The sequence below is a fragment of the Caballeronia sp. LjRoot31 genome (assembly GCF_964253885.1).
Taxonomy (GTDB): domain Bacteria; phylum Pseudomonadota; class Gammaproteobacteria; order Burkholderiales; family Burkholderiaceae; genus Caballeronia.
Genome location: NZ_CAXURX020000001.1, coordinates 1,582,238 through 1,608,227 on the forward strand (window position 1 = coordinate 1,582,238; position 25,990 = coordinate 1,608,227).

General features: G+C 59.3%; 16 protein-coding genes and 1 pseudogene. 15 read left to right on the forward strand and 2 right to left on the reverse strand.

Going from position 1 to position 25,990, the window contains the following annotated elements; translation table 11 throughout:
• Positions 1 to 592 precede the first annotated feature (592 nt).
• The 3 genes from ppsA to ACSQ8V_RS06975 all read left to right on the forward strand — a co-directional run bounded on the left by ppsA (position 593) and on the right by ACSQ8V_RS06975 (position 4,547).
• Positions 593 to 2,998 (forward strand): phosphoenolpyruvate synthase, encoded by a 2,406-nt coding sequence (ppsA, locus tag ACSQ8V_RS06965; protein ID WP_436205279.1) that lies wholly within the window; start codon positions 593 to 595, stop codon positions 2,996 to 2,998.
• A gap of 96 nt (positions 2,999 to 3,094) precedes the next feature.
• The gene (locus tag ACSQ8V_RS06970; RefSeq protein ID WP_436181281.1) at positions 3,095 to 3,523 is read left to right on the forward strand and encodes an NfeD family protein; all 429 of its coding nucleotides are present in this window, start codon (positions 3,095 to 3,097) and stop codon (positions 3,521 to 3,523) included.
• An 82-nt stretch (positions 3,524 to 3,605) separates the two neighbouring features.
• A complete protein-coding gene (locus ACSQ8V_RS06975; RefSeq protein WP_213764120.1) occupies positions 3,606 to 4,547 on the forward strand; it encodes an SPFH domain-containing protein in 942 nt (313 codons plus the stop codon).
• Positions 4,548 to 4,634: 87 nt separating this feature from the next.
• On the opposite strand, the gene smpB is transcribed toward ACSQ8V_RS06975, so the two are convergent.
• Positions 4,635 to 5,084, reverse strand: coding sequence for an SsrA-binding protein SmpB (smpB, locus tag ACSQ8V_RS06980; protein ID WP_031364027.1), 450 nt, complete (start codon positions 5,082 to 5,084; stop codon positions 4,635 to 4,637).
• Positions 5,085 to 5,183: 99 nt separating this feature from the next.
• On the opposite strand from smpB, the gene ACSQ8V_RS06985 reads away from it, so the two are divergent.
• From ACSQ8V_RS06985 to ACSQ8V_RS07035, 11 genes and pseudogenes are all read left to right on the forward strand, one after another.
• Positions 5,184 to 5,618, forward strand: a complete 435-nt coding sequence (locus ACSQ8V_RS06985; protein WP_031364028.1) for a type II toxin-antitoxin system RatA family toxin — start codon at positions 5,184 to 5,186, stop codon at positions 5,616 to 5,618.
• Positions 5,618 to 5,947, forward strand: coding sequence for an RnfH family protein (locus ACSQ8V_RS06990; RefSeq protein WP_436205280.1), 330 nt, complete (start codon positions 5,618 to 5,620; stop codon positions 5,945 to 5,947). The genes ACSQ8V_RS06985 and ACSQ8V_RS06990 overlap by 1 nt, the downstream gene beginning before the upstream one ends.
• 234 nt (positions 5,948 to 6,181) lie before the next feature.
• A complete protein-coding gene (gene guaB, locus ACSQ8V_RS06995) occupies positions 6,182 to 7,642 on the forward strand; it encodes an IMP dehydrogenase (RefSeq protein WP_213764118.1) in 1,461 nt (486 codons plus the stop codon).
• 2 nt (positions 7,643 to 7,644) lie between these two features.
• Positions 7,645 to 8,475 carry a hypothetical protein gene (locus ACSQ8V_RS07000; protein ID WP_436205281.1) on the forward strand — a complete coding sequence of 277 codons (831 nt, stop codon included), beginning with the start codon at positions 7,645 to 7,647 and terminating at the stop codon, positions 8,473 to 8,475.
• A gap of 238 nt (positions 8,476 to 8,713) precedes the next feature.
• Entirely contained in the window at positions 8,714 to 10,294 is a 1,581-nt protein-coding gene (guaA, locus tag ACSQ8V_RS07005; protein ID WP_436205282.1) for a glutamine-hydrolyzing GMP synthase, read from the forward strand.
• Positions 10,295 to 10,621: 327 nt separating this feature from the next.
• On the forward strand, positions 10,622 to 11,878 hold the full coding sequence (locus ACSQ8V_RS07010) for a tyrosine-type recombinase/integrase (protein WP_436205283.1): 1,257 nt from the start codon (positions 10,622 to 10,624) through the stop codon (positions 11,876 to 11,878).
• Between the two features lie 174 nt (positions 11,879 to 12,052).
• Positions 12,053 to 12,874, forward strand: coding sequence for a type IV toxin-antitoxin system AbiEi family antitoxin domain-containing protein (locus ACSQ8V_RS07015; RefSeq protein WP_436205284.1), 822 nt, complete (start codon positions 12,053 to 12,055; stop codon positions 12,872 to 12,874).
• Positions 12,858 to 13,808, forward strand: a complete 951-nt coding sequence (locus ACSQ8V_RS07020) for a nucleotidyl transferase AbiEii/AbiGii toxin family protein (RefSeq protein ID WP_436205285.1) — start codon at positions 12,858 to 12,860, stop codon at positions 13,806 to 13,808. Before ACSQ8V_RS07015 ends, ACSQ8V_RS07020 begins: the two co-directional genes overlap by 17 nt.
• 141 nt (positions 13,809 to 13,949) lie before the next feature.
• Positions 13,950 to 20,525 carry a hypothetical protein gene (locus ACSQ8V_RS07025; RefSeq protein WP_436205286.1) on the forward strand — a complete coding sequence of 2,192 codons (6,576 nt, stop codon included), beginning with the start codon at positions 13,950 to 13,952 and terminating at the stop codon, positions 20,523 to 20,525.
• A 238-nt stretch (positions 20,526 to 20,763) separates the two neighbouring features.
• Positions 20,764 to 20,895: pseudogene (locus ACSQ8V_RS07030) on the forward strand (DUF2274 domain-containing protein); the annotation flags it as partial.
• Positions 20,896 to 20,989: 94 nt separating this feature from the next.
• Entirely contained in the window at positions 20,990 to 22,720 is a 1,731-nt protein-coding gene (locus ACSQ8V_RS07035; RefSeq protein WP_408149109.1) for a hypothetical protein, read from the forward strand.
• Positions 22,721 to 23,729: 1,009 nt separating this feature from the next.
• On the opposite strand, the gene ACSQ8V_RS07040 is transcribed toward ACSQ8V_RS07035, so the two are convergent.
• Positions 23,730 to 25,076 (reverse strand): IS4 family transposase, encoded by a 1,347-nt coding sequence (locus ACSQ8V_RS07040; protein ID WP_436204616.1) that lies wholly within the window; start codon positions 25,074 to 25,076, stop codon positions 23,730 to 23,732.
• A gap of 112 nt (positions 25,077 to 25,188) precedes the next feature.
• Between ACSQ8V_RS07040 and ACSQ8V_RS07045 the strand changes: the two genes are divergently transcribed.
• A complete protein-coding gene (locus ACSQ8V_RS07045) occupies positions 25,189 to 25,836 on the forward strand; it encodes a hypothetical protein (protein ID WP_436205287.1) in 648 nt (215 codons plus the stop codon).
• Positions 25,837 to 25,990: the final 154 nt, after the last annotated feature.

Below are 25,990 nucleotides of genomic sequence, written 5' to 3' on the forward strand. Positions count from 1 at the left end.
CGTGAAATGTTGTGAAATGAATTGACGCTGATTATGGTCGATTAATGGGTCGGACGGATTGACGCAAAAGGCCTGGGCATGAACACTTATCTACGTCGCACCGGGCGCGGCGTCAGGCTAATAACTCCAAACTAAGCATCCACTAAAACACCTGATGTGCGCCGCCACACCATCCACGTGTGAAGGGTCTCATTACGCAGCGCTTTTATGCCCCGCGATGAAACATTTCCCAGAGGTAGCACGGTAGAATAGCGGCAACCTGTTCGATAAGCAATTGCGGACGATTAATCATCGATTCACGGAAGTTACCGCCCATTCGTGCGTTTTCGAGACAAAACGTAGATTTTATGGGCAGTTTTAACCGATATCGATGTGTTTCGAAGTCGTGTTTTCCAGCATCGCAACGCGGTTTTGGAAGGGCTCACGTTCGATGGCTACACGACACGTCCCGCCCCCAAACGGCGCGTGGATCGAAACATGCGGCATGTGCTTATCAAACAGGTTATGCAGGTTGCGGTACGCGCCCCCAATGAGCGCCGCCGCTGCGAGCCCACTTGCATGATCGTGAATTCCATCCACCTTAGGGGCTTACATGACTAACGAAGCTAACGTTGCAAAGGACCAAGCGTATGTAGTTCCATTCGAGCAGTTGCGAATGACCGACGTCGACATTGTCGGCGGCAAGAATGCGTCGCTCGGCGAGATGATCAGCCAGCTCGCCGAAGCCGGCGTTCAGGTGCCCACTGGTTTTGCGACCACGGCACAGGCATTTCGCGATTTCCTGCATCACAATAACCTGACCGATCGCATCGCCAAACGTCTGGAACTCTTCGACGTCGACGACGTGAAAGCCTTGGCCGAAGCTGGCAAGGAGATCCGCCAATGGATCGTCGACGCGCCGATGCAACCGCGCCTCGAAGAACTGATTCGCAAAGGCTTCGATACGCTTCAGGCCAGTTCGCCGGAAGAGCTGTCATTCGCCGTGCGGTCTTCGGCGACTGCTGAAGACTTGCCGGACGCATCGTTCGCGGGTCAGCAGGAAAGCTATCTGAACGTGGTCGGCATCGACGAAGTGCTCGATCGCATGAAGCACGTGTTCGCGTCGCTGTATAACGACCGCGCTATTTCGTATCGGGTGCATAAGGGTTTTACGCACGCTGAAGTCGCGTTGTCGGCGGGCGTGCAGCGCATGGTCCGCTCGGACGTGGGCGCGGCCGGCGTGATGTTCACGCTCGATACCGAATCTGGTTTCAAGGACGCCGTGTTCATTACGTCGAGCTACGGCCTGGGCGAAACGGTCGTGCAGGGCGCCGTGAATCCGGACGAGTTCTACGTCTTCAAAACCACGCTCGAACAAGGCAAGTACCCGATCATCCGCCGCTCGATCGGCTCGAAGCTCATCAAGATGGAATTCACGAACGCTGGCGAAGCCGGCCGCGTGAAGACCGTCGACGTGTCGCACGAGCAGCGTAACCGCTTTTCCATCACCGACGCAGACGTGATCCAGCTCGCGAAGTACGCGGTGATCATCGAAAAGCATTATCAGCGTCCGATGGATATCGAGTGGGGCAAGGACGGCCGCGACGGCAAGATCTTCATTCTTCAGGCACGTCCTGAAACGGTGAAGAGCCAGGCTGCGGGCAAGGCGGAAATGCGCTTCAAGCTCAAGGGCCAGTCGAACGTGCTGGCCACGGGCCGTGCTATCGGCCAGAAGATTGGCGCAGGTCCGGTGCGCGTGATTCACGATCCGTCAGAGATGGATCGTGTTCAGCCCGGCGACGTGCTGGTGGCCGACATGACCGACCCGAACTGGGAGCCGGTGATGAAGCGTGCATCGGCTATCGTGACCAATCGCGGCGGACGCACCTGCCACGCGGCCATCATCGCGCGCGAACTGGGCGTGCCGGCTGTGGTGGGTTGCGGCGACGCAACCGACGTGCTGAAGGAAGGCCAGTTGGTGACGGTGTCGTGCGCGGAAGGCGACGAAGGCAAGATCTACGACGGCCTGCTCGAAACCGAAGTGACCGAAGTCGAGCGCGGCGAACTGCCCGAGATCCCGGTCAAGATCATGATGAACGTCGGCAATCCGCAACTCGCGTTCGACTTCTCGCATCTGCCGAATGCAGGCGTGGGTCTGGCGCGGCTCGAGTTCATTATCAATAACAACATCGGCGTGCATCCGAGGGCGATTCTCGAGTACCCGAACATTGATGCCGACCTGAAGAAGGCAGTGGAAAGCGTGGCGCGTGGTCATGCATCGCCGCGTGCGTTCTACGTCGACAAGCTGACCGAAGGTATCGCGACGATCGCGGCGGCGTTCTATCCGAAGCCGGTGATCGTGCGCCTGTCCGACTTCAAGTCGAACGAGTACAAGAAGCTGATCGGCGGTTCGCGTTACGAGCCGGACGAAGAGAATCCAATGCTCGGCTTCCGTGGCGCATCGCGTTACATCTCGGAGGACTTCGCCGAAGCCTTCCAGATGGAATGTGTCGCGTTGAAGAAGGTGCGCGAAGAGATGGGTCTGGATAACGTCGAGATCATGGTGCCGTTCGTGCGTACGCTGGCGCAGGCTGAGAAAGTGGTTGGCCTGCTCGAGAAGTTCGGCCTGAAACGCGGCGTGAACGGTCTGCGGTTGATCATGATGTGCGAGATTCCGTCGAACGCGATTCTTGCCGAAGAGTTCCTGCAATTCTTCGACGGTTTCTCAATCGGATCGAACGATCTGACACAGCTCACACTGGGTCTGGACCGTGATTCGGGCATGGAGTTGCTTGCAATCGACTTTGACGAACGCGACCCGGCTGTGAAGTTCATGCTGAAGCGCGCGATCGAAACCTGTCTGCGGCTGAACAAGTACGTGGGCATTTGCGGTCAGGGTCCGTCGGACCATCCGGATCTCGCCGAATGGCTTGCGAAGGAAGGCATTGAGTCGATGTCGCTGAATCCGGACACGATTATCGACACATGGAAGACGCTGGCCAAAGCTTTGAATAAGTAAAACATGCGGCTGTATCGAAAGAGTATCAAGCTTTCAAAACAGTAAGCGTGCTATAACACCCCGGACGTTCCGGGGTGTTTTTGTTTGGAGAATCGCATGGCTGCTAACGGACTTTTCTGGTGGATCGGCGCCGGGGTGCTCGTGTTGCTCGAGTTGATGTCCGGCACGTTTTATCTGTTGATGGTGGCGGTGGGTTTTGTCGCGGGCGGGATCGCGCATTTGTTTGGAGCGGGACTGGAGATCGAGCTGCTCATAGCCGCGTTGGTCGCGATGATCGCCGTCACCGTATTGCGGCGCTCGAAGCTGGGTCACGTTACCCGGCGCGATGCATCGCATGATCCGGGCGTGAACCTGGACATTGGCGAGACGCTGAAGGTGAACGAGTGGCACGAGGGCCGCGCGCGGGCGTTGTATCGCGGGGCGGAATGGGACATTGAACTGGCGCCGGGGGAGACTGAAGGCGCGCATATGTACAGGATCACGGCGTTTTCCGGCAACACGCTGGTCGTTGCGGCAACCCGCTGAGAAGATGGAAATTGGGCTTAAGGCCGGGCTTAAGTTTTCATAAGCCGGTCGACAAGTAAGACACGCATAACAAGGAGTAGAGATGGACGTGACTATCATCGGGGCAATTTTGTTGATTATCGTCATTGCGATTGCCGCGCAGACGATCAAGATCGTGCCGCAGCAACACGCATGGGTGCTGGAACGGCTCGGGCGCTATCACGCGACCCTCACGCCGGGGCTGACCATCGTCGTGCCGTTTGTCGATCGCGTGGCCTACAAGCACGTGCTGAAGGAAATTCCACTGGAAGTGCCGAGCCAGGTCTGTATCACGCGCGACAACACGCAGTTGCAGGTGGACGGCGTGCTGTACTTTCAGGTGACCGACGCCATGAAGGCGTCGTATGGGTCAAGCAACTTCATCTACGCCATCACGCAGTTGTCGCAGACCACGCTGCGTTCGGTGATCGGCAAGCTCGAACTCGACAAGACCTTCGAAGAACGCGACTACATCAATCACAGCATTGTGACGTCACTCGATCAGGCTGCGGCGAACTGGGGCGTGAAGGTGCTGCGCTATGAAATCAAGGATTTGACGCCGCCGAAGGAGATCCTGCACGCGATGCAGGCGCAAATCACGGCCGAGCGCGAGAAGCGGGCGGTGATTGCTGCGTCGGAAGGTCGCAAGCAGGAGCAGATCAATATTGCGTGGGGCGCGCGTGAGGCGGCCATCCACAAGTCGGAAGGCGAGCGTCAGGCGCAGATCAATCAGGCCGAAGGCGAGGCGTCGGCCATTCTGGCGGTGGCTGTCGCGAATGCTCAGGCAATTGAGAAGATTGGTGCGGCGATACAAACAGCCGGCGGCATGGAAGCGGTGAACCTGAAGGTTGCAGAGCAATATGTCACTGCGTTCGGGAACATCGCGAAGCAGGGTAATACGCTGATCGTGCCGGGGAATTTGTCGGAGATGAGTTCGATGATCGCGTCGGCGCTGAGCATCATCAAGGGCGATGGAACGGGTGGTGGCGTGATTCGTAAGAGCTGATTCAGCTAGCCATATAAAAAAGGGCGTCGACTACATGGTCGACGCCCTTTTTTTGCTTGGATATGCTCACTATCATGCTGGTGGTGCTCAATGCTTGGCACCGCGCATGATTTGCGCTTTTTCGCGCTCCCAGTCGCGCTTTTTCTCGGTTTCGCGTTTGTCGTGGAGCTTCTTGCCCTTCGCAAGGCCGATCTCGCATTTCACGCGGCCGCCCTTGTAGTGGAAGTTCAGCGGGACAAGCGTATGACCCTTCTGCTCGACCTTGCTGATGAGCTTCGAGATCTCTTCGCTGTGCAGCAGCAGTTTGCGCGTGCGGACCGGGTCCGGATGGATGTGGGTCGATGCTTCCGGCAACGGGCTGATGTGCGCGCCGATCAGGAACAATTCTCCGTCGCGAATGATGACGTAGCCTTCCTTGATCTGGCCGCGGCCGGCCCGGAGCGCCTTGACTTCCCACCCTTCCAGCACGAGCCCCGCCTCGTAGCGATCTTCGATGAAGTAATCGAAGAAGGCTTTTCTGTTGTCGATGATGCTCATGAATGAAAAGTGCCTAACTCGTTTAAAATCCTGATTTTAGCAGCGCGGGCGAGGTAAAGCCCGCAAAGCTTCCCACTCTTGCCACGCGTTGCGCCCTTTATGGCAGATGTCCAGAAAACTGTATTGATTCGTCATTCTGCAGAGCAGATGTTCGACCTCGTCACCGATGTCGCCGATTACCCGAATTTTTTGCCGTGGTGTGGAGGCGTGGAAGTAGGCCGGCACGACGAACACAGCATGGAAGCGAAGATCCACATCAATTTCAAGGGCATCAAGCAGCATTTCGCCACGCGTAACGTGCATACGCGGCCGACCACCATCGATATGGAGTTCATGGACGGTCCTTTCAAGAAGTTCACCGGATACTGGCGGTTCACGCCGCTGCGAGCCGATGCCTGCAAGATCGAGTTCGCGTTGCACTACGAGTTTTCGAACATCATTCTCGAGAAGATCATCGGGCCGGTTTTCAGTCACATTGCGCATACGTTCGTGGATTCGTTCGTGAAGCGCGCCGATCAGCGGTATGGAAAGTGATGACGGTCTCCGTTGAGGTTTGTTATGCGTTGCCGGAGGGGAAAAGCGCGGTGTGTGCGCTTTCCCTGGGCGATGGTGTGACTCTGCGGGAAGCTATTGAGGCGAGTGGATTGCTCGTACAGTTTCCCGAGATCGATCTGAACGTGCAGAAAGTGGGCGTTTTTGGAAAGATCCAGGCGCTGGATGCAGTGCTTGCCGATCACGATCGGGTGGAGATTTATCGGCCGCTGAAGGTTGATCCGAAGGTGGCGCGGCAAAGGCGGGTTGAGAAGACGCGGCGCGGCGGGTCCATTGAAGGGCGGCGGTGGACGCGCAAGGAAGCGCGGTAAGGGCGATCCAAAGCCGATCCGCTTCGTTGCCGGCATCCCTGCCGGCATCCGCAAAACCGAACTTGTATCGAACGCAAATCGAGCGAAAAACCGAAACGGCGAGATAAATCTCCTACACGGCCGAGGCCCGAAAATTGCGGCGGAAAACGAGGAACGCCACCTAACCTGCTGTTCGGGCAGTGAAAATCCGGGGAACTATCGGTATAATTCGGTTTTGCGCCCATAGGATTTGCCATGCGTCTGATCCAGAAAGCACTCACGTTCGATGACGTGCTCCTCGTGCCCGCGTTTTCCAACGTTCTCCCGCGCGACACCAGCCTGAAAACACAGGTTACCCGCAAGATCTCGCTGAACATGCCCCTGTTGTCCGCCGCCATGGACACAGTCACCGAAGGCCGGCTCGCTATTGCGATGGCCCAGCTCGGCGGTGTCGGCATCATCCACAAGAACCTGACCGCTGCCGAACAGGCCCGCGAAGTCGCGAAAGTAAAGCGCTTCGAATCGGGCGTGGTACGCGATCCGATCACCGTTCCGCCGCAAATGAAAGTGCGCGACGTGATCGCTCTCACGCAACAGCACGGCATTTCCGGTTTTCCGGTGGTCGAAGGGCAGCAGCTGATCGGTATCGTCACGAACCGGGACTTGCGCTTCGAAGAACGTCTCGACGACGAAGTGCGCAAGATCATGACGCCGCGTGAACGTCTCGTGACGGTCAAGGAAGGCACGCCGCTCGCCGAAGCGAAGGCGCTGATGCATAGCCATCGGCTGGAACGCGTGCTGGTCGTCAACGACGCGTTCGAATTGCGCGGGCTCATGACCGTCAAGGACATCACCAAGCAAACCGAACACCCGGACGCCTGCAAGGACGAACACGGCAAGCTGCGCGCTGGCGCGGCAGTCGGCGTGGGTCCGGAGAACGAAGAGCGTGTTGAGCTGCTGTCGGCGGCGGGTGTGGACATCATCGTGGTGGATACGGCGCACGGACACAGCCAGGGCGTGCTTGAACGCGTGCGCTGGGTGAAGCAGAACTATCCGCACATTGAAGTGATTGGCGGGAATATCGCCACGGCTGCGGCCGCCAAGGCGCTCGTGGAATACGGCGCGGACGGCGTGAAGGTCGGTATCGGCCCGGGTTCTATTTGTACGACGCGGATCGTGGCGGGGGTTGGCGTTCCGCAAATTACCGCAGTGGCTAACGTATCGGACGCTCTGCGCGGTTCGGGCGTACCGGTGATCTCTGACGGCGGCGTGCGTTTTTCCGGCGATGTCAGCAAGGCGCTTGCAGCCGGCGCCGATGCAGTGATGATGGGCAGTATGCTTGCTGGCACGGAAGAATCCCCCGGCGACGTGTTCCTGTTCCAGGGCCGCCAGTTCAAGGCGTATCGCGGTATGGGTTCGGTCGGCGCGATGAAGGACGGTGCCGCGGACCGGTATTTCCAGGACAACTCGGCGAATATCGACAAGCTCGTGCCTGAAGGCATCGAAGGGCAGGTCGCCTATAAGGGTTCGGTCAACGCGATCCTGTTCCAGGTGGTCGGTGGTGTCCGGGCGAGCATGGGATATTGCGGCTGCCGCAATATTGCTGAAATGCACGACAAGGCCGAATTCGTCCAGATCACGGGCGCCGGCATGCGCGAGTCGCACGTGCACGACGTGCAGATCACGAAGGAAGCGCCCAACTACCACGTGGAATGACCATGAAACCGCTGCTGCGCGCTGTTCTTGTCATCAATGCACTGATTTTCCTGGCGTTTGGCGTGTTGTTCCTGCTCACGCCATGGACAGCTTTGTGGGCATCGATGCATCTCGTGACCGTGCAGCCGCCGTTTGTCGGACAGTTGTTCGGGATCGCGCTGATCGGTATTGCGTGGCTCGCGGTTCATGCTGCTATCGACGGCGCTTTGACCGCGACGGCCGCCAAGGTGGCGGGACATGTGGAGTGGTTGTCGGGCCTGGTGATGATGGTATGGCTGCTCGGGCTGCATACGCCCGAGTTGACGGGGTTTGGTCAGGTGATTGCGGCGTTGGTCGGCGTGGCCATGCTGGTGCTGGGGCTGGGCAGCGTGCGGCTGTCAGGTGCGGTGCGGCGGCGTGAGCGCGCGGCGCTGGCCGGGGCTGCTGCGGCCGAGCGTGCCGAGAAACGTGCGGCGAAGACCAAGGTGGAGGAGCGTGTAGAGCGTGTGACTCCGCCGCCGCGGCCTTTGTCGTCGGACCCCGTCGCACCGGCCAATCCTCGCTGGGATAGTGAGCTGATCGAGCCCGTCGTGGGCGAGGCTATCCCGCCGCTCGCGCCCGCACGTCCCGCTGCGCCGGCGCCATCGGCTACTGCGTTTGATCCGGCGACCGGACATGTCGTCGATTCTGCCACGGGGCGCTCGCTGGATCCCGCCACTGGCCGCGCGTTCGACCCCGTCAGCGGTCACAAGCTCGATCCTGAAACCGGTCGCGCGATCGACCCGGTCACCGGTCGAACGGTGGATCCGATTACCGGCCAGTTTATCGATCCGGTTCGCCGCGATCCGCGCTGACGGCTTGCGCGCATAGCTCCTCGCGACTGTGCCGGTTTGGTCGAACACCTATCGAGGAACGGAGCATCGCGTTTCGTTGTATCGATGAATCTGTCTTGCTGCGGTCGGCAACCAGCGCCGGCCGTTGAACTTTCTGCGTGACGCGATGCGATGCGCGGGACCTCGTTCCTGCTGCTTGCGTTATCGTTTTTGCGCCTTTGCCAACCATTTTCCGTTCACTCGCCTTCCGGCCGCTGCCATGCACGACAAGATCCTGATTCTCGATTTCGGCTCCCAAGTCACCCAGTTGATCGCACGACGCATCCGCGAATCACATGTGTATTCGGAGATCCATCCGTACGACGTCGACGACGCGTTCATCCGCGAGTTCGCGCCGAAGGGCATCATCTTGTCGGGCGGCCCGAACTCGGTCACCGAACTCGGGTCGCCGCGTGCGCCGCATGTTGTCTTCGATCTCGGCGTGCCGGTGCTCGGCATCTGCTACGGCATGCAGACGATGGCCGAACAACTCGGCGGCAAGGTTGAACTCGGCAATGTCCGCGAATTCGGTTATGCCGAAGTGCGGGCGCATAACCATACGAGCTTCCTGAACGGCATCGAAGACTTCCAGACGGCCGAAGGTCACGGCATGCTGAAAGTGTGGATGAGCCACGGCGACAAGGTGTCTGACATGCCGGTCGGATTCAAGCTGATGGCATCGACGCCGTCTTGCCCGATCGCCGCGATGGCCGACGACGAGCGCCATTTCTACGGCCTCCAGTGGCATCCGGAAGTCACGCACACCGTGCAGGGACGCGCGATGCTCGACCGCTTCGTGCTCGAGTTGTGCGGTGCGCGGCCGGACTGGGAGATGGGGCATTACATCGATGAAGCGGTGGAGAAGATTCGTTCGCAAGTCGGCGATGAGCACGTGATTCTGGGGTTGTCGGGTGGTGTGGATTCGTCGGTGGCGGCGGCGCTTTTGCATCGTGCGATCGGGGCGCAATTGACGTGTGTTTTTGTTGACCATGGTTTGCTGCGGTTGAATGAAGCCGAGCAGGTCATGACGACCTTCGCCGATCACCTCGGCGTGAAGGTGATTCATGTTGACGCCAGCGACGTGTTTTTGTCGAAGCTTGCCGGGGTGACCGATCCTGAAGCGAAGCGGAAGATTATTGGTGCCGAGTTCGTTGAAGTGTTCCAGACGGAAGCCAACAAGCTGAAGGACGCGAAGTGGCTCGCGCAAGGGACGATTTATCCGGATGTGATTGAGTCGGCGGGCAAGGGAAAGAAGGGCCACACGATCAAGAGCCATCACAACGTGGGTGGTTTGCCCGAGACGCTGAATTTGAAGTTGCTTGAGCCGTTGCGCGAATTGTTCAAGGACGAAGTGCGGGAGTTGGGCGTGAAGCTGGGGCTGCCGCCCGCGATGGTTTATCGGCATCCGTTCCCGGGGCCGGGTTTGGGTGTGCGGATTTTGGGCGAGGTGAAGAAGGAGTTCGCTGAATTGCTGCGTCATGCGGATGCGATTTTTATCGAAACGTTGAGGAATACGTTTGATAAGGAATCAGGTAAGTCGTGGTATGAACTGACGAGTCAGGCTTTTGCGGTGTTTCTGCCGGTGAAAAGCGTCGGCGTGATGGGCGATGGGCGGACTTATGAGTATGTGGTTGCTCTTAGAGCCGTGCAAACGCTGGACTTCATGACCGCACAGTGGGCACATCTGCCGCATGAGCTGTTAGGGCATGTTTCGAACCGGATTATTAATGAGGTTCGCGGGATTAATCGCGTTGTTTATGATATTTCGGGGAAACCGCCGGCTACGATTGAGTGGGAGTAAGGGTGAGTTGTTTTTCTATATAAATCATCAACTTAGAATGATGCTCAAAGAATAGTTGATTGGAGCGTAGCTACTTTAAGTTGTTGATTTTGAAGATCGTCGTGAATGAGTTCCCGCTTTTTAGCGCCCCCAGGCGGAGAATTTGACGGTAAAACTGACGGGACGTGTGAGCTCCTTTGGCTAGGCTCGACTGTTGTCGACATGGCAATACCGTCCGTGACGGTAGTGATTGATCTCAGAAGCATAGGTTTCATGCGGGTTCGCGGAGATATGTAGGCCTCTTGGTAGGTGACGGCAATCGGCCGTCTCTACTAGGAGACCTGTTACATGCTTACGGACCTTGCCTTACGGAACCTCAAACCACGCGCCGCCCTTTACAAAGTTGCAGACCGCGACGGCATGTACGCGGCTATTTCTCCGTCAGGAGCTATTTCCTTTCGCTACGACTATCGCCTCAATGGCCGACGCGAGACGTTGACCATTGGCCGCTATGGTTTCGATGGCATCTCTCTCGCTGCTGCTCGGGAAAAGCTCCGGAATGCCAGGCGGTTGGTAGGTGAGGGCATCTCGCCAGCGCTACAGAAGCAGCGGGAGAAAGCTCGCGGGCCTGAGACCCAGACGTTCAGCGATCATGCGAATCGATGGCTTTATGGGGCCACGATGGCTGAGTCGACGCGCTCGATGCGCAAGAGCGTATTGGATCGCGACATCCTGCCGGCTTTCGAAAAACGCCTTTTGAGCGAGATACACGGAGAGGATCTACGTTCACTGTGTATGCGGGTAAAAGCGCGAGATGCTCCAGCGACCGCCGTTCAAATTCGCGACATCGTGAAGCAGATCTATGGCTACGCGAATACACATGGGGAGAAGGTAGCAAACCCTGCTGATAGCGTGGGTGCGGCGTCCATTGCGACGTTCGTGCCGAAGGATCGTGCCTTGTCGCCGCTAGAAATTCGCCTGATGTCCATTCAATTGGACTCTGTGGCCACTTATCCGACGATCCGACTGGCACTACGCCTGATCCTGCTGACGATGGTGCGCAAGAGCGAGCTGATTCAAGCCACTTGGGATGAGGTCGATTTCGAGGCGGCGACCTGGACGATTCCGAAGCAGCGGATGAAGGGGCGAAAGCCCCATATGATCTATCTGTCGCGGCAAGTTCTCGATATCTTCGTTGCGCTCAATATCTGTGCGGCGGGCTCCAAGTTCGTGTTGCCATCGCGCTACAACGCCGATCGCTGCATGTCGAATGCGACCTTGAACCGGGTCACACAGCTTGTGGTGGAGCGAGCCAAAATCGCGGGCTTAGCTCTAGAACCGTTCACCGTCCATGATCTGCGCCGCACCGGATCAACGCTGCTGAACGAAGTGGGCTTCAACCGGGACTGGATCGAAAAGTGCCTGGCTCATGAAGAAGGGCGCTCCTCGCGTTCGATCTACAACAAAGCCGAGTATGCCGAGCAACGACGCCACATGCTGCAAGAATGGGCAGACATGGTTGATGCTTGGATCAACGAGCAAACCTACGTGCCGAAGCTTATGCCGGAGAACGTGGTGCTACCGGTGCTGCGTGTGACCGTGTGACCGTGTGACCGTGTGAGAGGGGGATAGCGTGAAGATCCCAGGGCGCGTGGTACTGGCGATGGAAGGCGAATGGTTTATATTTTCAACAAAAAGATCACTTAAAGTGATCTAATTCTTCATTTATCAAACCGTTGAGTCTTGGCAGAAGTTCGAGAAAGTTATATTTTGAGCACTATGGGTGACCAAAATTCAGGGAAATTAAACCGTCTGCTAGCTGAGCTAGGTGATACGCGCTTGGTGTCCAGTCGCTGGCTACGGGCGCATGGCTATTCCAATAGCCTCGTCGCGCGCTATGTGGGCAGCGGCTGGCTCGTGTCGCCGTCTCGTGGCGTGTACATGCGCAAGGGCGGGCGCCTGCAGTGGAATGGGGTGGTGCGCAGCCTGCAGGCCGGGGAGGGGATGCCGCTCCATGTGGGGGGGCGCTTCGCGCTGACCTTGCAGGGACACGAGCATTACCTGCGCTTGGGCGACGCCGGGACAATCACGCTCTATGGGTCGGAGCGGCCGCCAGGCTGGGTGAGCAAGCTACCGTTGCAGGAGCGCTTTGCGTTCCTGGGCAAGGGGCCATTCGATCTGCCTGCCGTGCCGTTCACGGCCGAGGTGTCGGAGTCCGCGCTGTCTGGGCAGGGGCTGGCGTGGTATCAGGTCGGCCCCGGCACCGATGCGCTGGTGTGCTCGACCCCGGAGCGGGCCATGCTGGAGCTGTGCGACGGCGTGTCGGACGCGGCGTTGGTCTACGAGGCCGACGCGCTGATGCAGGCCATGACCACATTGCGCCCGCAGCGCGTCGGCCTGCTGCTGCGCCACTGCCGCAGCATCAAGGCGAAGCGGCTGTTCTTGGCGCTGGCCGATCGCCATCGGCATGCGTGGCTGGCGCACGTGCCGCTGGAGGACGTCGATCTGGGCCGGGGCAAGCGCGCGCTCGTGCCTGGCGGTCGCCTGCATCCGACCTACCAGATCACCTTGCCAGGAGACCTCGATGAGCACCTGGTTTGACCATTGGGATCGGCGCTACGTCGACCGGGTGCGGTTGCTGGTCGAGATCCTGCCGGTGCTCGCGCAGGAGCCACGTTTCGCGCTCAAGGGCGGCACGGCCATCAATCTGTTCGAGCACGATCTGCCACGTCTGTCCGTGGACATCGATTTGGCTTGGCTGCCGGTGCACGACTATGCCGAGGATGCGAGGCTGATTGCTGAAGCCCTTGGGCGATTGGCCGATGTGCTGCGCGCCCGTCCGTTGCAACTGCAGGTCCAGACTTCGGCAGGCGAAGGTGCAGGAACGGTCACTCGGCTGGTGGCTAGCCGCGGCCGCGCGCGCGTGCAGATCGAGACGACGCCGGTAATGCGCGGCACCGTGCATCCGGTGCGTCGCATGGTAGTGCGCCCCAAGGTAGAGGAGGCATTCGGCTTCGCCGAAGTGCAGGTGATGGACTTCGCCGACCTGTATGCCGGCAAGATCGCGGCGGCACTGTCGCGGCAGCATCCGCGCGATCTCTTTGATGTGGGTCTACTGCTGCAGGACGAGCGGGCGGACGAAGCGCTCTGGCGCACCTTCCTCGTATACCTGACGTGCAGCCCCAAACCAGCCTGGGAAATGTTGGCGCCCCGGATACCAGCGGATTTCGAGGCCACCTTCGAGGCTCATTTTAAGGGCATGACGACCGAGCCCATTGAGGTCGGGGCCTTGCTGCAGAGTCGCGAGCGTTTGGTGTCGCGCGTGGCATCGTGGCTGGATGAGCCGTCGTGCGCGTTCCTGCGGTCCGTGGAGAGCGAGCAGCCGGACTTTGGCCTGATCGGGCTTGCGCATGCGGCGGAGTTGCCGGGTGTGCGGCGTAAGCTGCACAACCTTGCGCAGCGCACGGCAGGCAAGCGTGCGGCGGATCGCCAGGCGCTTGAAGAAACGCTGGCGCGGATCGCTGGTACCAGATGACGAGTGAGATCGGCGCGATGGTTCATGATTTTACATTGGCCTATGGGTTAGGCAAACGCATGGATTGCACGATGATGCTCTGTGCCGACAGGCAGACAGCGCGTGCACCGTCGCCCTGGTGGGCTGGGAACGGAGCCGATCATGAATGACAACGAGACGGGCACAGCGCCGATAGAAATCGACAAAGTTCGCGCATCCAAGGCGGGCCATGCCTTTCATGAAGCTTGGGCCGCGCGTACCGCTCTTGAGCTCTTGCCGCCGTCGACCGACCTTACCGCGATCACGCTCGAGGGATTCGATGAACGAGACGAGCAGAGCTTGGGAACCGGTGCGGTCGAGATTGCCGATCTCGTTCGGTACCACGGTGCCACCGATGTTGCTCGAGCGCATCGAGTCTCGGTCGTTCAGTTCAAGTACTCGATCGCAAGCGCCGACACGGCCGTTCGAGCGGCGGACCTTGCATCCACGCTTGCCAAGTTTGCCGTGACCGATGCCGAGCTTCGGGCGACGCATGGCGACGATCATGTTCTCGCCGTGGTGCGCTATGAGTTTGCGACGAACAGGCCCATCCACCAGAACCTTGGGAAGGCGATCACCGCGGTTATCGCGGGCACGCAAGAAGCCGGTGATGTAGCCCGTCAAGCCGGCCAGATCGCAGAAGCGCTGAAAGACTATCCCCATCCCTTTTCTGATCTGCTGCGGCGATTGGAATTGGTCGGCAGCAAGGGGAGCTTGACCGAGGCGGAGCGAGCGATTTCAACCATCCTCGCCGCATGGAGCGAACCAGGGGATCCGGATGCGGAGAAACGCCTGCTCAAGTTGCGGAATCTCATCAGGATCAAGGCCGGTCCCGGTAGCGAGACGGACAAACGCATTGATCGCGTAGCGGTTTTGGCTGAGCTGGAAGTGGAGCATGAGGACCGCCTGTATCCCACGCCGGACGCGTTCCCCGAGGTTGAGGTCGTCATTCAGCGCGACGCGCTCGACGACCTTGCAATCCTCGCCCGTGAAGCGGGTCTTCCTCTCATCGTCCACGCCGCAGGAGGCATGGGTAAGACCGTTTTGATGCAAGGCCTCGCGGATCGATTGCGAGCCGATGGACCCGTGGTGCTCTTCGATGGCTTCGGCGCCGGTCGCTGGCGGGATCCCGCCGACGGTCGGCACCTCCCGGAAAGGACACTTGTCCACCTTGCCAATCTCATGGCCGGGCAAGGACTGTGCGACATTCTGTTGCCTCTGGCGGATGTCACGGGCTTGCTGAGGGCATTCCGCCGACGGCTCGCGCAATCGGTGGAAACGGCTCGGCGAACTCGCGGCGATGCCTGTGTTTCACTGGTGCTCGATGCGATCGATCACGCCGGGCTTGCCGCGCGGGAAACGGTGACATCATCGTTCGCACACCTGCTCATGCGCAGCCTAAGCGTTGATCCCATCGATGGCGTTCGTGTCGTTGCATCGTGCCGGACTGAACGGCTCGCGCTGGCGACCGGCAATGCCTCACACCGTCTTTTTACGGTTCCACTGTTCACTGACGCGGAAGTACGTTCCCTCGTTGAACGACGCGTGCCGGATGCATCGGCCGACGAGATCGCCGCGCTGCTGACGCGGTCCGGTCGCAATCCACGCTGTCTCGACAACCTGATTGCGACCGGACGGCCGTTTGATCCCGTGTCTTTCCCGGACGCCCCGGAAGAGCCGCACGATCTGCTCGACGCGTTGCTTCGCAAGCGTCTTGCCGACGCGCGCGAAACGGCACGCGCGCGTGGTGCTAGCGATGCGGACATTGACCTCCTGCTCACGGGCATCGCCTTGCTGGCGCCGCCCGTTCCCATTGAAGAGCTTGCTGCGGCTCACGGCTTGATCGCGGAGCAGGTGGAGAGCTTCGCGGCTGACCTCGCTCCCTTGCTTGAGCGAACGCCACACGGCCTGATGTTCCGCGATGAACCGACCGAGACCCTGATCCGATCGAGCTACGGCGCGAGTCAGGCCGGTCGAGATCGCGTTATCGCCGCGCTCCAAGAACGTCAGCTCACCTCAAACTATGCCGCCAGGGCACTGCCCGCGTTGCTTACCTCGCTACGCGATGCCGACCAACTCATCCAACTGGCCTACGACCTGCGCGTTCCCCGGGGCGCTTCACAGGTAAGCACACGCGACATCCGGCTATCGCGGATCACGGCCGCGATCGCCCTGGTGGGCGAGCTGAACCGGCGCGACGATCTTCTGCGCCTGCTGCTGGAAGCGTCGCTCGTTGCCGCAGGTCATGAGCGATCCGATCGCTTCCTATACGAGCATCCTGATCTTGCCGCCGTGGCAGGGGATCCCGAAGCCTTGCGACGGCTTTCCGCAACCACGGTTGGCTGGCCTGGGGGAAAACACGCCGCGCTAGCACTGGCCAACGCCTTCGCAGGCGACCGAGATGAGGCCCGTCGTCACGCTCGGCGCTCAATCGATTGGCACAATTGGGCCGCGCATGCCAAACGCAGCACGCGCTTTAGCGAATCGAGCACCTCAAGGCAGTGGGACGATATTGGCTTCGCCTATGTCGAGATGCTGGCGGGCAATGACGTGCGCGTTGCGGAGTTCTTCGCCCGTCGGAACGACGGTATGGCCTTCGCCAAGTTTCGGGACTTGTTCGAGCTTCTGGATCGACACCAGCGTTCGGCGCATCCGCCCCAGACGCGCATCGCAACGCGGCTGTTGCGCTGCCGACTGCCATCTCGCGCACTCTACGCCGCCGCGCTTCCATTTGTCGGCCGTGACGCAGCCCACGCCAGAGGACTTGTCGCGGCACTTGCTGCGGCATCTTCTGCGAATGGCAAAAGCGAAGGCTTGGCGATGGCCAGCGTACTGGCATCGGCACGGGCGATAGAGCTCGGCATGGAGAGCGAGGCAGCAAGCATCCTCGCTGGAGCGGCACTTACACCGCCTAGCGTTTATGACTATTCCAGTCAGTATCCGAGCGACCACGCGATCCTCGTGGCTGTACTGGCTGCCGGGGTTCGAGCCGCCTTGAGCCGGAAGCGCGCCGCCTTGATGGACATGGCGCCGGCGGAATTCATCGGGTTGGTGCCTGCCAGCGCGCGATCGCGGGGCGCAGCGACGTTCAGTCGGGTGCTTACGCAGAAGCTGGCGGCTCCTAAGTTCGATGGAGCTCGGCGCCGACGCAAGAGGCGCGGCGACCTCGACGAGGACAGACGATCGGACTACGAGCGCGCGCTCGACGGCCGGATCCTGCCGATGCTGAACTATGCGCAGGATGTCGCCGACATCATTCTTCCGCCGAGTGGAAAGACACGGGACGAGATGGTGGCCGCCGCCTTTGACCGACTGGTCCGTGATGTCGAGCAGGCATCCAACTATCCGTATCGGGATGAGAAGGCTTATCTCGCGCGAACCGGATTCCGGGTGATTTTTGACCTTGCCGACGCGCTAGGTGCGATCAATGCCGAGCTTGCGAAGCGCATGGCCGAGTGGGCAGCGAATGCGCCGGGACTGTTCACGCCGGAACTTACCCACGCGGTTGCACGACTATCGTGTCACCCCACGTGCCATGATGCTGCGCTCCTCCTTGCTGGCCAGATCGAGCGCAAGATCCAACTCGATACCGATGTCGGATCCCGAATTTCATCGTACGGTGATCTAGCTCGCGCAGCTTGGCGAGTGAGCACCGAAGAGGCGGCGGCCTATTTTCGCCGTGCGCTCGATCTTGCCGAGGCCATTGGATCGGATGACTTCGATCGTACCAATCACTTGCTGGAGCTGACCGGCCACTATTCGGGTCCCGAACTTTCGCCGGCGGCGGCGCACACTCTGGCACGTATCCTCGAACTGAATCAGAACGAGGACGGCAAATTCCCCTGGACGGAATACGCGGAATCGATGGTGCCGATTGCTGGTCGGGCGACATTGGCGACGCTGGCACGGCTGGACGATCGCGACGCGGCGCGCCTCGGACTGTCACTCGGTCCCGCGTTAACGGTCCTCGTTCGCGATTCGAAGCTTTCTGTTGAAGCGGCCGTCGCTCTGTTTGGCTTGGCTGCTCCAATCGAAACGTGGACGTGGCGTATCGCGGGTTTCGCGTCGGAGGTCATAGACCGGTTACCTCAAGAGCGACGGGAATGGCTCTTCGATCTCCTTCTGGTCGAGATGGATCGCGAGGATCAACTGTCGCCCGCGCGGGAGACAATCGAAAGGCTACATAACCTCGCTGAGCGCAGCCTGCCTGCCGCCTCTCGTGCCCGAATGCGCATCGAGGGTCTGCTCGCTCGCCTTGGGCCCAAATCTGAATCGCGAGCGGTCATGTTTCCTTCCTCGGCGACAGAGCCACCTCCCGTCTTCCCGGTGGACCTCACGGACTCAGACAACATCGACCGTCAAATACTCTACCAGGAGATCGACCAGTCGGGGCGGCGCTGGCCAGTTCGGACACTGACCGACTTGGCCAAGCAAGCCAACTCCCCTGCCGAGCGTCTTGGATTCGTCCGTGCCGTCGTGGAAGCAACGGCTGCCACGCTTGCCGACAAGATCCACGCGTTGGACGACTACTTGGAGGAGTGGGGTAAGTCATCGGCGGCTATGCGTGATGCGCTGCCTGCCTTGGGACTGCGCCTGGCGACCAAGCATGCCGCCGAGCTCGCCAGTTCAAGCACCGACGCGTGGGGCGGCTGGCGGGGGCTGGCGCAGCATTTTCATGCCGATCGCGCCACCCTTGTCGAGCACGTTGTCGCAGCGCTCCGGAGCACGGCGGATAGCCTTGGTGGTAATGCCTGGCTCGCCCTCGCCGCGAGACTGGCGCCTGACGTCAGTGCCAGCGCCCTGGCAGAAGGCCTCGAACGGTTTCTGGCCAATACCGGTGAGAAGCTGCCGTCCGAAGTTGGGGATGGACCGTGGGACGCGAGTTTTGTCGTTCCAGTTGACGAGGCGACATTCGTAGCGGGACTCGTGTGGGCGAGGCTTGGCCATCCCATCGCCGCGATGCGCTGGCGCGCAGCCCATGCGGTGAGGCGCCTGGTGGTGGCTGGACGCTCCGATGTGGTTGAGCGACTAATGCAGCGCTTTGGGTCTGCATCGAGCGTGCCATTCGGCGATGCGAAGCTGCCTTTCTATGCGATGCACGCGCAGCTCTGGCTGTTGATTGCGCTCGCTCGCGTAGTGAAAGACGCTGCTCCGGCATTGGCCCCACATCGTGCCTTCTTCGAGCAAATCGCCTTTTCCGCGGAGTTTCCGCACGTCGTCATGCGTGCCTTTGCGATAGACATACTGCGCGCGCTTGCGCATGCATTGGTACCCGAGGAGCGCGAAGCGCTTATCGCCAAGCTCGGTTCCGCCAATCAGTCGCCCTTTCCAGCGGCCCCCCGAGCCGATTGTCGCGAGTTCCGGTATGCCTCCAGGCCAGACGCCTCGTCGCGACCAGAGGATAGCTTCCATCTCGACTACGACTTCAATAAATATCAGATCGAACGCTTGTGCCGCGTCTTCGCTTGTCCAGGGTGGGAGGTGGAAGACCGTATTAGCGCATGGGTGCGACGTTGGGACACCACTGTTCGCGGAATGCACGATTGCCCACGTAGCAGGAGCCATGACGAGTCTTGGTCGTCGGGCTATGTTCCGGACCGAGATCGATACGGTGGATACCTCGGATGGCACGCGCTCATGCTGGTGGCGGGAGAGTTGCTCGCGACAAGGGCGGTGGTCGGCGAGGACTGGAACGGTGATGCTTGGGCCGCGTTCCTGAGGGAATACACCCTGTCAAGAAACGACGGTCTCTGGCTGGCCGATCTCACCGATCCGTTCCCGCTCGACCTTACCCCGGAGGCGAACATGCCTATGCCGGAGAGCGGTGAGCGAAGCACCGTCCGCGAAGACAGTAATCTGCTCGCACCGTTGCTCGGCTTGCAGGACGGCGAGGCGGCGGATTGGCTTCCGGTCGCAGGACGTTGGTCGATCGGGCGAGACATAACGGTCACGCTGCAAAGCGTGTTGGCGAACCCCGGTGATGCGCGAGCGGCGACTATGGCCGTGCTGTCAGCGGAAGCCTTCTTTCGATGGTTGCCTGACGATGAAGATGAGATCGCTCGTCAGTTCGGCGATGACGGTCACACGGTTCAGCCGTGGGTCGTGAAGACACCGAACACCGAGCGCCAACTCGATCGGTATGATCCTTATGGCGCCGCCACCGCACTCGATCGGCCTTTCCCAGCGGATTGGACGCGAGAGCTGTTGGGGACGGTCGCGGATGATGAGGTGGTCCGCCGCTGGTCAGTCGACGGTAGGACCACCTATCGTGCCGAAGCCTGGGGTGCGGAGGGCGGGCGGGGTGAGTACGCGTGGAGCGAGACTGGATACCGCTTGCTCGTCAGTCCTGGCACATTGCTTGCCCTGCTCAAGGTTTCCGAGCGTCGTCTTGTCGTTGCATTGACGCTCCAGAAATACCATCGAGGGAAGTCGAGCGGACGTGCCGGAGACACCGGCGGCTTTACCCATCGGTCGCTGGTGATCGTCATCGATGAACGCGGCCAGATTTGGTCGCCACGAGGCCTTTCTCGACAAGCTAAGGAAGCGCTTGCGACGCTCGATCCCGATCGGCGGCGCGATTTATATCCGCGGTTCCGCGCGATCGCTGGCCTGCCCGATGAATGGCTAGCTCGGCGCAATGATCCACCGATGAGCGAAGAGCAGTATCGAATCATCATCGAACGTTTGTCGTCTGACTAAGAGGGCGGCGTCACCCCTCACGCGAGCCCGCCCAACAGGGCGGGATTTTCGTAGGTGGACATCCGGTTTTGAAATGCCGCCGCGCGCGGGTGCTTGCGCGCGTCGAGGGGACGCGCGCGCCACGCGTCTGGGCGCGGCACGCCGATCGGTCGCCGCTGGCGCGGGCGAGGTATCAATGACGCTCCACCGCCATGGGCGGCGGGGTGGGCTACGCCCCGACTTGCCGCAGCCGGTTGTGTCAAAGCATGCCGTCCTCGACCGCTACGCCATGTTGCGCACGCAGACCTACGGCGAGGCAGTCGATGCGACAACACTGATTCCGCACATGCTGGAAGCATTCATGGCAGGCGATCGGGGATTCAGACGGGGAGGGAGGGCTGTTGCGACGGAAAATAGGAAAGTAAAGGCGGGTATCCAAAAAGTTACAATTGCCGCTGTGAATCCGCCAAAAATATGGAGGGCATGTGCTTCAAATCGCGACAGGAAAGCTCTTTTCGAACGCAGTGGGAAGAGAAAACCGCTTACGAGGCATGCTCTACACAAACGCGATTTTTGCGCGAGAGGAATCGATAGACACCGCTGCTGGATGTCTTTTGCCGTCATCGAGTTATTCGATTCGTCCTCACGTTCTGATATACGAATTCCTTGAACGAATGGAGGGCGAGGGGGAAACGGTTGGTGTGCTGGTTTCATCGACCGTCGATCCCTACCTTCAGGATTTTTCGGTAGTTGTTTCATTTGCGTTGAACTGCACGTGCACGCCAGACGTTGATTTGGCACGGCGGCTAACAAGCGGCGGACGTGGGCTGGCCACGAGGGTCGCTCCGAAGGAACTCGTTCGCCGGTTCTTCGACCAGGAATATTGGTGCCGACCGGAGGACAATGCGTTCCTCAGCGACTTTACCAACAGGCTGATCGGATTGCCGCGAAGCACCTTTCTTGGCGTGATGCGGGCGCTTCGTACCTATGTCAATGGGATGCACCGCATCGCAGATGATCTGGAGCTTGCATACACGCTACTGGTGGCTTCCGTGGAGTCGCTTGCTCAGGACTTTGACGGTCATGAAAGTGACTGGGATTCGTTTGATGAGCGAAAGCGCAAAGCAGTGGATGAGGCATTGTCTGCGGCTGACGAAGTCACGGCCCAGCGCGTCAGAGAGGCGCTTTTAAGCGTTGAGCATGTCGCCTTGGGTCGTCGTTTCCGGGAATTCGCGATTGCACATACGGCGCCCGCCTATTTCCGTGAGTCGTCCGGGGGAGATGGACTTCGGCTGGCTAGATCTGATCTTGCGGAAGTTCTCGGCTTGGCTTATCAATCACGGTCAAAGTACGTGCATCAACTCCGGCGACTGCCGGACATGGTGACCATGGGGCACGGTTACGCAGAAACCGCACTAGATGGACGCTCAACGCATCTAACTTTGCAGGGCCTGGCTCGCTTGATGCGTAGCATCATTATTGAATTTGTGATGAGGCAAGCGTCAGTCGACCGTGAACCATACAGCTATCATCTGGAACGAAGCGGTGTTGTGCAGATGCAGTTGGCTCCTCAGTACTGGGTCGGGCGTGCAGAGGGGGATATTACAAAGGCTGGCAGGGACAAGCTGGAGGGATTTCTACAACAGCTAGCGTCTTGTCTCCTCAAACAGCCTGGCGCGGTTATCACTGATATGCGCGAAGTGCTGACAAAGGTTGTCGAGTTCGCGGCCAATATAAAGAAGCCTCTTAGGCTGCCGTATTTGGCTTTACATTTCTTGTTCAATTGGCATGTGTCAGAAAATGACTCCGCTGCGACATCTCCCGCTATTAAGGCATCGATCCAGAGTGAACTCGGTGAACCCGGTTCTGAATCGCTGATTGCCCACAATTTGTCTGGCCAAACGATTGACTGGCCCTTGGAGGTACATCGGCGGACCGTGGATGGCTATCTACGGCGTCGTGCGGCCGCGAGCGGCTTGCGATTCCCGAGAGTTTTCGAGACAGGAATCATCCTTGATCTGGCTGAAAGGTACCGCCTGGTTGGTGACATGGATGCTTGCAGGGCGATGGTGGCGCTGGCGGTCGAAAACCATCCTGGACATGCGGGCCTGTTGGCGTTCGAGAGAGATTTTCAAGACGTGAGCCCGATCCGCTGGGGCCATGTCATGCTCCCGACGTCTAAGGAGCCTATGAATGAACCATCGGCATCGGTGTGACAAGGATTTCCTGTTTTCGGTATCCTTCGAGATGGTTGACAATACGGTTGCCAGAGTCGTCGCCCTGCAAATTGCCCCATCTCCCGCGCCGGCAAAAAGCCCGCGCGCGTGACGGTAAAGACGACGGTAAAGGCCCATATTGAGCACAGCCAAATCCTTTAACCACGCGGATTTGGGCGGTCTGTTGATGATCGAGTGGGAGTGAGCACGCATTTTGGTGCGTCATCTAGCAAGGCTTGGTAGCTACAGGCAGTGAATTGACTAAGCCCGCGATTTTGCGGGCTTTTTTATGCCTACTTCTTGATCATCGATATCGAGCCAGCCTGGCAGCGAAAAACGGGGGGCAGTTCGCATTTTGCGTGGCGTTTTTCTTGGTTCCGAGTCGAATAGTAATCCAGATCATCGCCTTTCTTCTTATTGGTGATGCGTGGGATCGTGGTATTGGAATGCCCGGATGCCTTGCTGTACACGGTATTCGACGGAATTTCACGCACTCTGAAATCGTGGTATCTGAATCGAAGAAAACCGTTTCGTGATACCACGGCACTTCGCTGGCATTTGTCTAAGCTGTTGTCGCGTAATAGAAGAGAGCGCTGGTCGATGCCACGACATATTCCAGGACCCGGTACCACGACTGGCACCTCGGTGCATTGATGCCGCGTCTGCATCATCAATGAGATTCCATCGACATTGCGATGATTAGAAATGACACACGCTATAGCCCTATGACGGTTAGGATATGAATCGCCCTGAAAAGATTTCAAATTTCCAGTTAGTCCCACGTGTGGCGTCAACGAGCCGCACGCCGCAGTCGGACGGACGAACCAACGCCGGGTTTCAAGATGCCAATCGAAGATTTCCTAGATCAAACTCTCAGTCGTCTTGAGCAGTTCTACGCGGAGCTGGGGCCAGCTGCGGGGACTGTGCGTTATTGTGACATTGGACCCCATCGCCAGTTTCGGCACGTAGCCCTCACTGATTCTCTGGCTTGCTACTTGAAGGCATCTCGTTATACAGAAGTGTCATAGCCGTCGCGCAAGATCTGGATGGTGATCACAGCGTCCATGACTCGCTGCATGCCAATCCACAGCGTTTTCGCGCCCGGTTCGCCGTCGCTCTTGCGCCCAAGAAATCCGCCCAGCGAGCCGACCATCCGTATCATCTGGTTGAGCGTCGGTGGTTTTTTCGGACGCGCCTTCTTACAGAGCACGTGAGCGCCGTGTATCTCGTCAGCGGCGAAGAACAGCGACGCATCCAACTCCGGACAGGTTCTGCCAACACGTATGAGCCGCGCAATACGCCACGATACGACCATGTACAGCGCGAGCGCCTTCTCCACCCGCTCCATCTGTGAGAGTTGCAGCGCCTCGACCCGGCAGGCGTTCTTCAGGACGTTGAAGAACATTTCTATTTCCCACCTCGCGCGGTACCAGTCAACGAGTTCGATGAGGGCATGCGCATCGCCCGCTTCGCGGTTGGTCACAAGACGCCAGATGACGGGCTTCACACCCGCTGGCGCATCCACTTCATACGCCTCGACGCAGGTGAGCGTGACACCGGCACGCCCGGGCAGCGTGACGCGCTGGCTACGCAGTTCCTGCCTTACTTCACGCGCCTTCTGGCCGCTGCGCCCGGGCAGCACGAAACTGATGTGGCCGAGCACCTTACTGGCGTGCACTGTTTCCCACAAACTTGCTTCGCCCTTGAGCGCGCGATTGTGCTGCGAGCGAATCAGCCAGTCCGCCGGTTCACCCAGTTCCTGCGCACGCTGCATGAGCGCGGCGATATCGCCTTCACGATCGGCCACATACACCAGTCGCGTGTCAGGCACAGCCCGTGCCTGTTCGGCCACGATCTCATAGCTTTCGATCCACCGCACACTTTCCTTGACACCGCCACGCCTGCCGTTTGCATCGCGCGGCTCGCGCGCCCACATCCATGCATTCATCACACCCAGCGGCTCCCGATCCGGTGTCACCGCATAGGTCGCGTGAAGATACATGCCCACCTGTGCTTCATAACAGAGCGGGCCGGCCCCTTCGATATCCTGACCGTTAAAGTTCAACTCTGTCGTATCGGCTATGCACAGCACCACCGGCAACTGCCCCATGCGTGCCGTGGTACGGTCCCAATGCGGCTGCATCATGTCGCGCCAGTCGATGTGCTCATTGCCCAGAAAGCGATATGCCGCGATCGTCTCGGCCCAGCCTTCGCACGCGCCCGGAATGCTGGCCGTGGGCCGGCTGGCGAACCGTTTGACCAGCTCCTTCGCGCGCCGGTCTCGCCGTGGATCACCCAAATCCAGCGTTTCAAATTCCTCGTCCACCCATGCTCCTGCGTCGTCTCGGATCTTCATGCCGAAAATCTGAGAGTAAACGCCAAATCCGCATTGTTAACAACCCCCTTCTGACAACTTTGTTACTCCGTCATCGTTGCCGCAGGTGTCGAGTTGTGTATAAGGAGATGACTTGAAGGGGGTCAAGACAATATCGACGCTTCGTGCATGTGTGTTACTGCTGCGTCACGGCCACACGCAGGAGGTTGGCGCGCTCTGCCGAATGGTGGATGACTTTTGTAACGAGATCTTCTTTTTGCTTGTGCCGCAGGGGCAAGGATGTTGCAGCGATGACCAAGTCAAGTTCTTGGAGAACTTCTATCAAGAAGAGTTCGAACGCCCCGATGATCCGCTTCGCTCTCCTCAAAAACGAGATACTGTTCCGACAAAAAAGATTCATGCAACCTTTGGCAAGTTGGCCGCTGGTGAGCTGAACCCATCGGATGCACAAGAACTCCTTCGTACGGTACAACAGGCATTCTCTGGCTATGTACATGATGCATACCCACACATCATGGAACTGTTCGGCGGAGACCCACCGCAATTTCACCTGTCGGGAATGCTCGGCACGCAGCGAGTTGAGGAGTGGCGAGCCCAACTGGTCGGCTACGTTCATCGTTTGATAATGGTCACAATCTTCGTCGCTAGAAAGCAAGGGGTAGCTAATTTAGACGTCTCGCTCCGCGCATTTCTTGGCGATTACGAAGGACAAACTGGGACAAAACCAACTAGCCCCGTTAGCAAGATTCTGGCCGAATACAAGAAGGGGCGTGCCGCCTAAGAATCATCCGTGTCGTGGCGAAATCCGGACCTGTTCGGAGCTGCTACTAGCGTGCAGTAGCAGCCTGATCGCGTCTTGCGCCATCGGGCATCTACGGGCAGCACTGACGAAGTGCAGTGCGCTAGCTGAACAGGCACTCGACAACTCGGTGTAA

Bases quoted from the DNA above. Each gene is read 5' to 3' on its own strand.
- ppsA (WP_436205279.1), top strand. From the start codon at position 593: ATGACTAACGAAGCTAACGTTGCAAAGGACCAAGCGTATGTAGTTCCA.
- ACSQ8V_RS06970 (WP_436181281.1), top strand. From the start codon at position 3,095: ATGGCTGCTAACGGACTTTTCTGGTGGATCGGCGCCGGGGTGCTCGTG.
- ACSQ8V_RS06975 (WP_213764120.1), top strand. From the start codon at position 3,606: ATGGACGTGACTATCATCGGGGCAATTTTGTTGATTATCGTCATTGCG.
- smpB (WP_031364027.1), bottom strand. From the start codon at position 5,084: ATGAGCATCATCGACAACAGAAAAGCCTTCTTCGATTACTTCATCGAA.
- ACSQ8V_RS06985 (WP_031364028.1), top strand. From the start codon at position 5,184: ATGGCAGATGTCCAGAAAACTGTATTGATTCGTCATTCTGCAGAGCAG.
- ACSQ8V_RS06990 (WP_436205280.1), top strand. From the start codon at position 5,618: ATGACGGTCTCCGTTGAGGTTTGTTATGCGTTGCCGGAGGGGAAAAGC.
- guaB (WP_213764118.1), top strand. From the start codon at position 6,182: ATGCGTCTGATCCAGAAAGCACTCACGTTCGATGACGTGCTCCTCGTG.
- ACSQ8V_RS07000 (WP_436205281.1), top strand. From the start codon at position 7,645: ATGAAACCGCTGCTGCGCGCTGTTCTTGTCATCAATGCACTGATTTTC.
- guaA (WP_436205282.1), top strand. From the start codon at position 8,714: ATGCACGACAAGATCCTGATTCTCGATTTCGGCTCCCAAGTCACCCAG.
- ACSQ8V_RS07010 (WP_436205283.1), top strand. From the start codon at position 10,622: ATGCTTACGGACCTTGCCTTACGGAACCTCAAACCACGCGCCGCCCTT.
- ACSQ8V_RS07015 (WP_436205284.1), top strand. From the start codon at position 12,053: ATGGGTGACCAAAATTCAGGGAAATTAAACCGTCTGCTAGCTGAGCTA.
- ACSQ8V_RS07020 (WP_436205285.1), top strand. From the start codon at position 12,858: ATGAGCACCTGGTTTGACCATTGGGATCGGCGCTACGTCGACCGGGTG.
- ACSQ8V_RS07025 (WP_436205286.1), top strand. From the start codon at position 13,950: ATGAATGACAACGAGACGGGCACAGCGCCGATAGAAATCGACAAAGTT.
- ACSQ8V_RS07040 (WP_436204616.1), bottom strand. From the start codon at position 25,076: ATGAAGATCCGAGACGACGCAGGAGCATGGGTGGACGAGGAATTTGAA.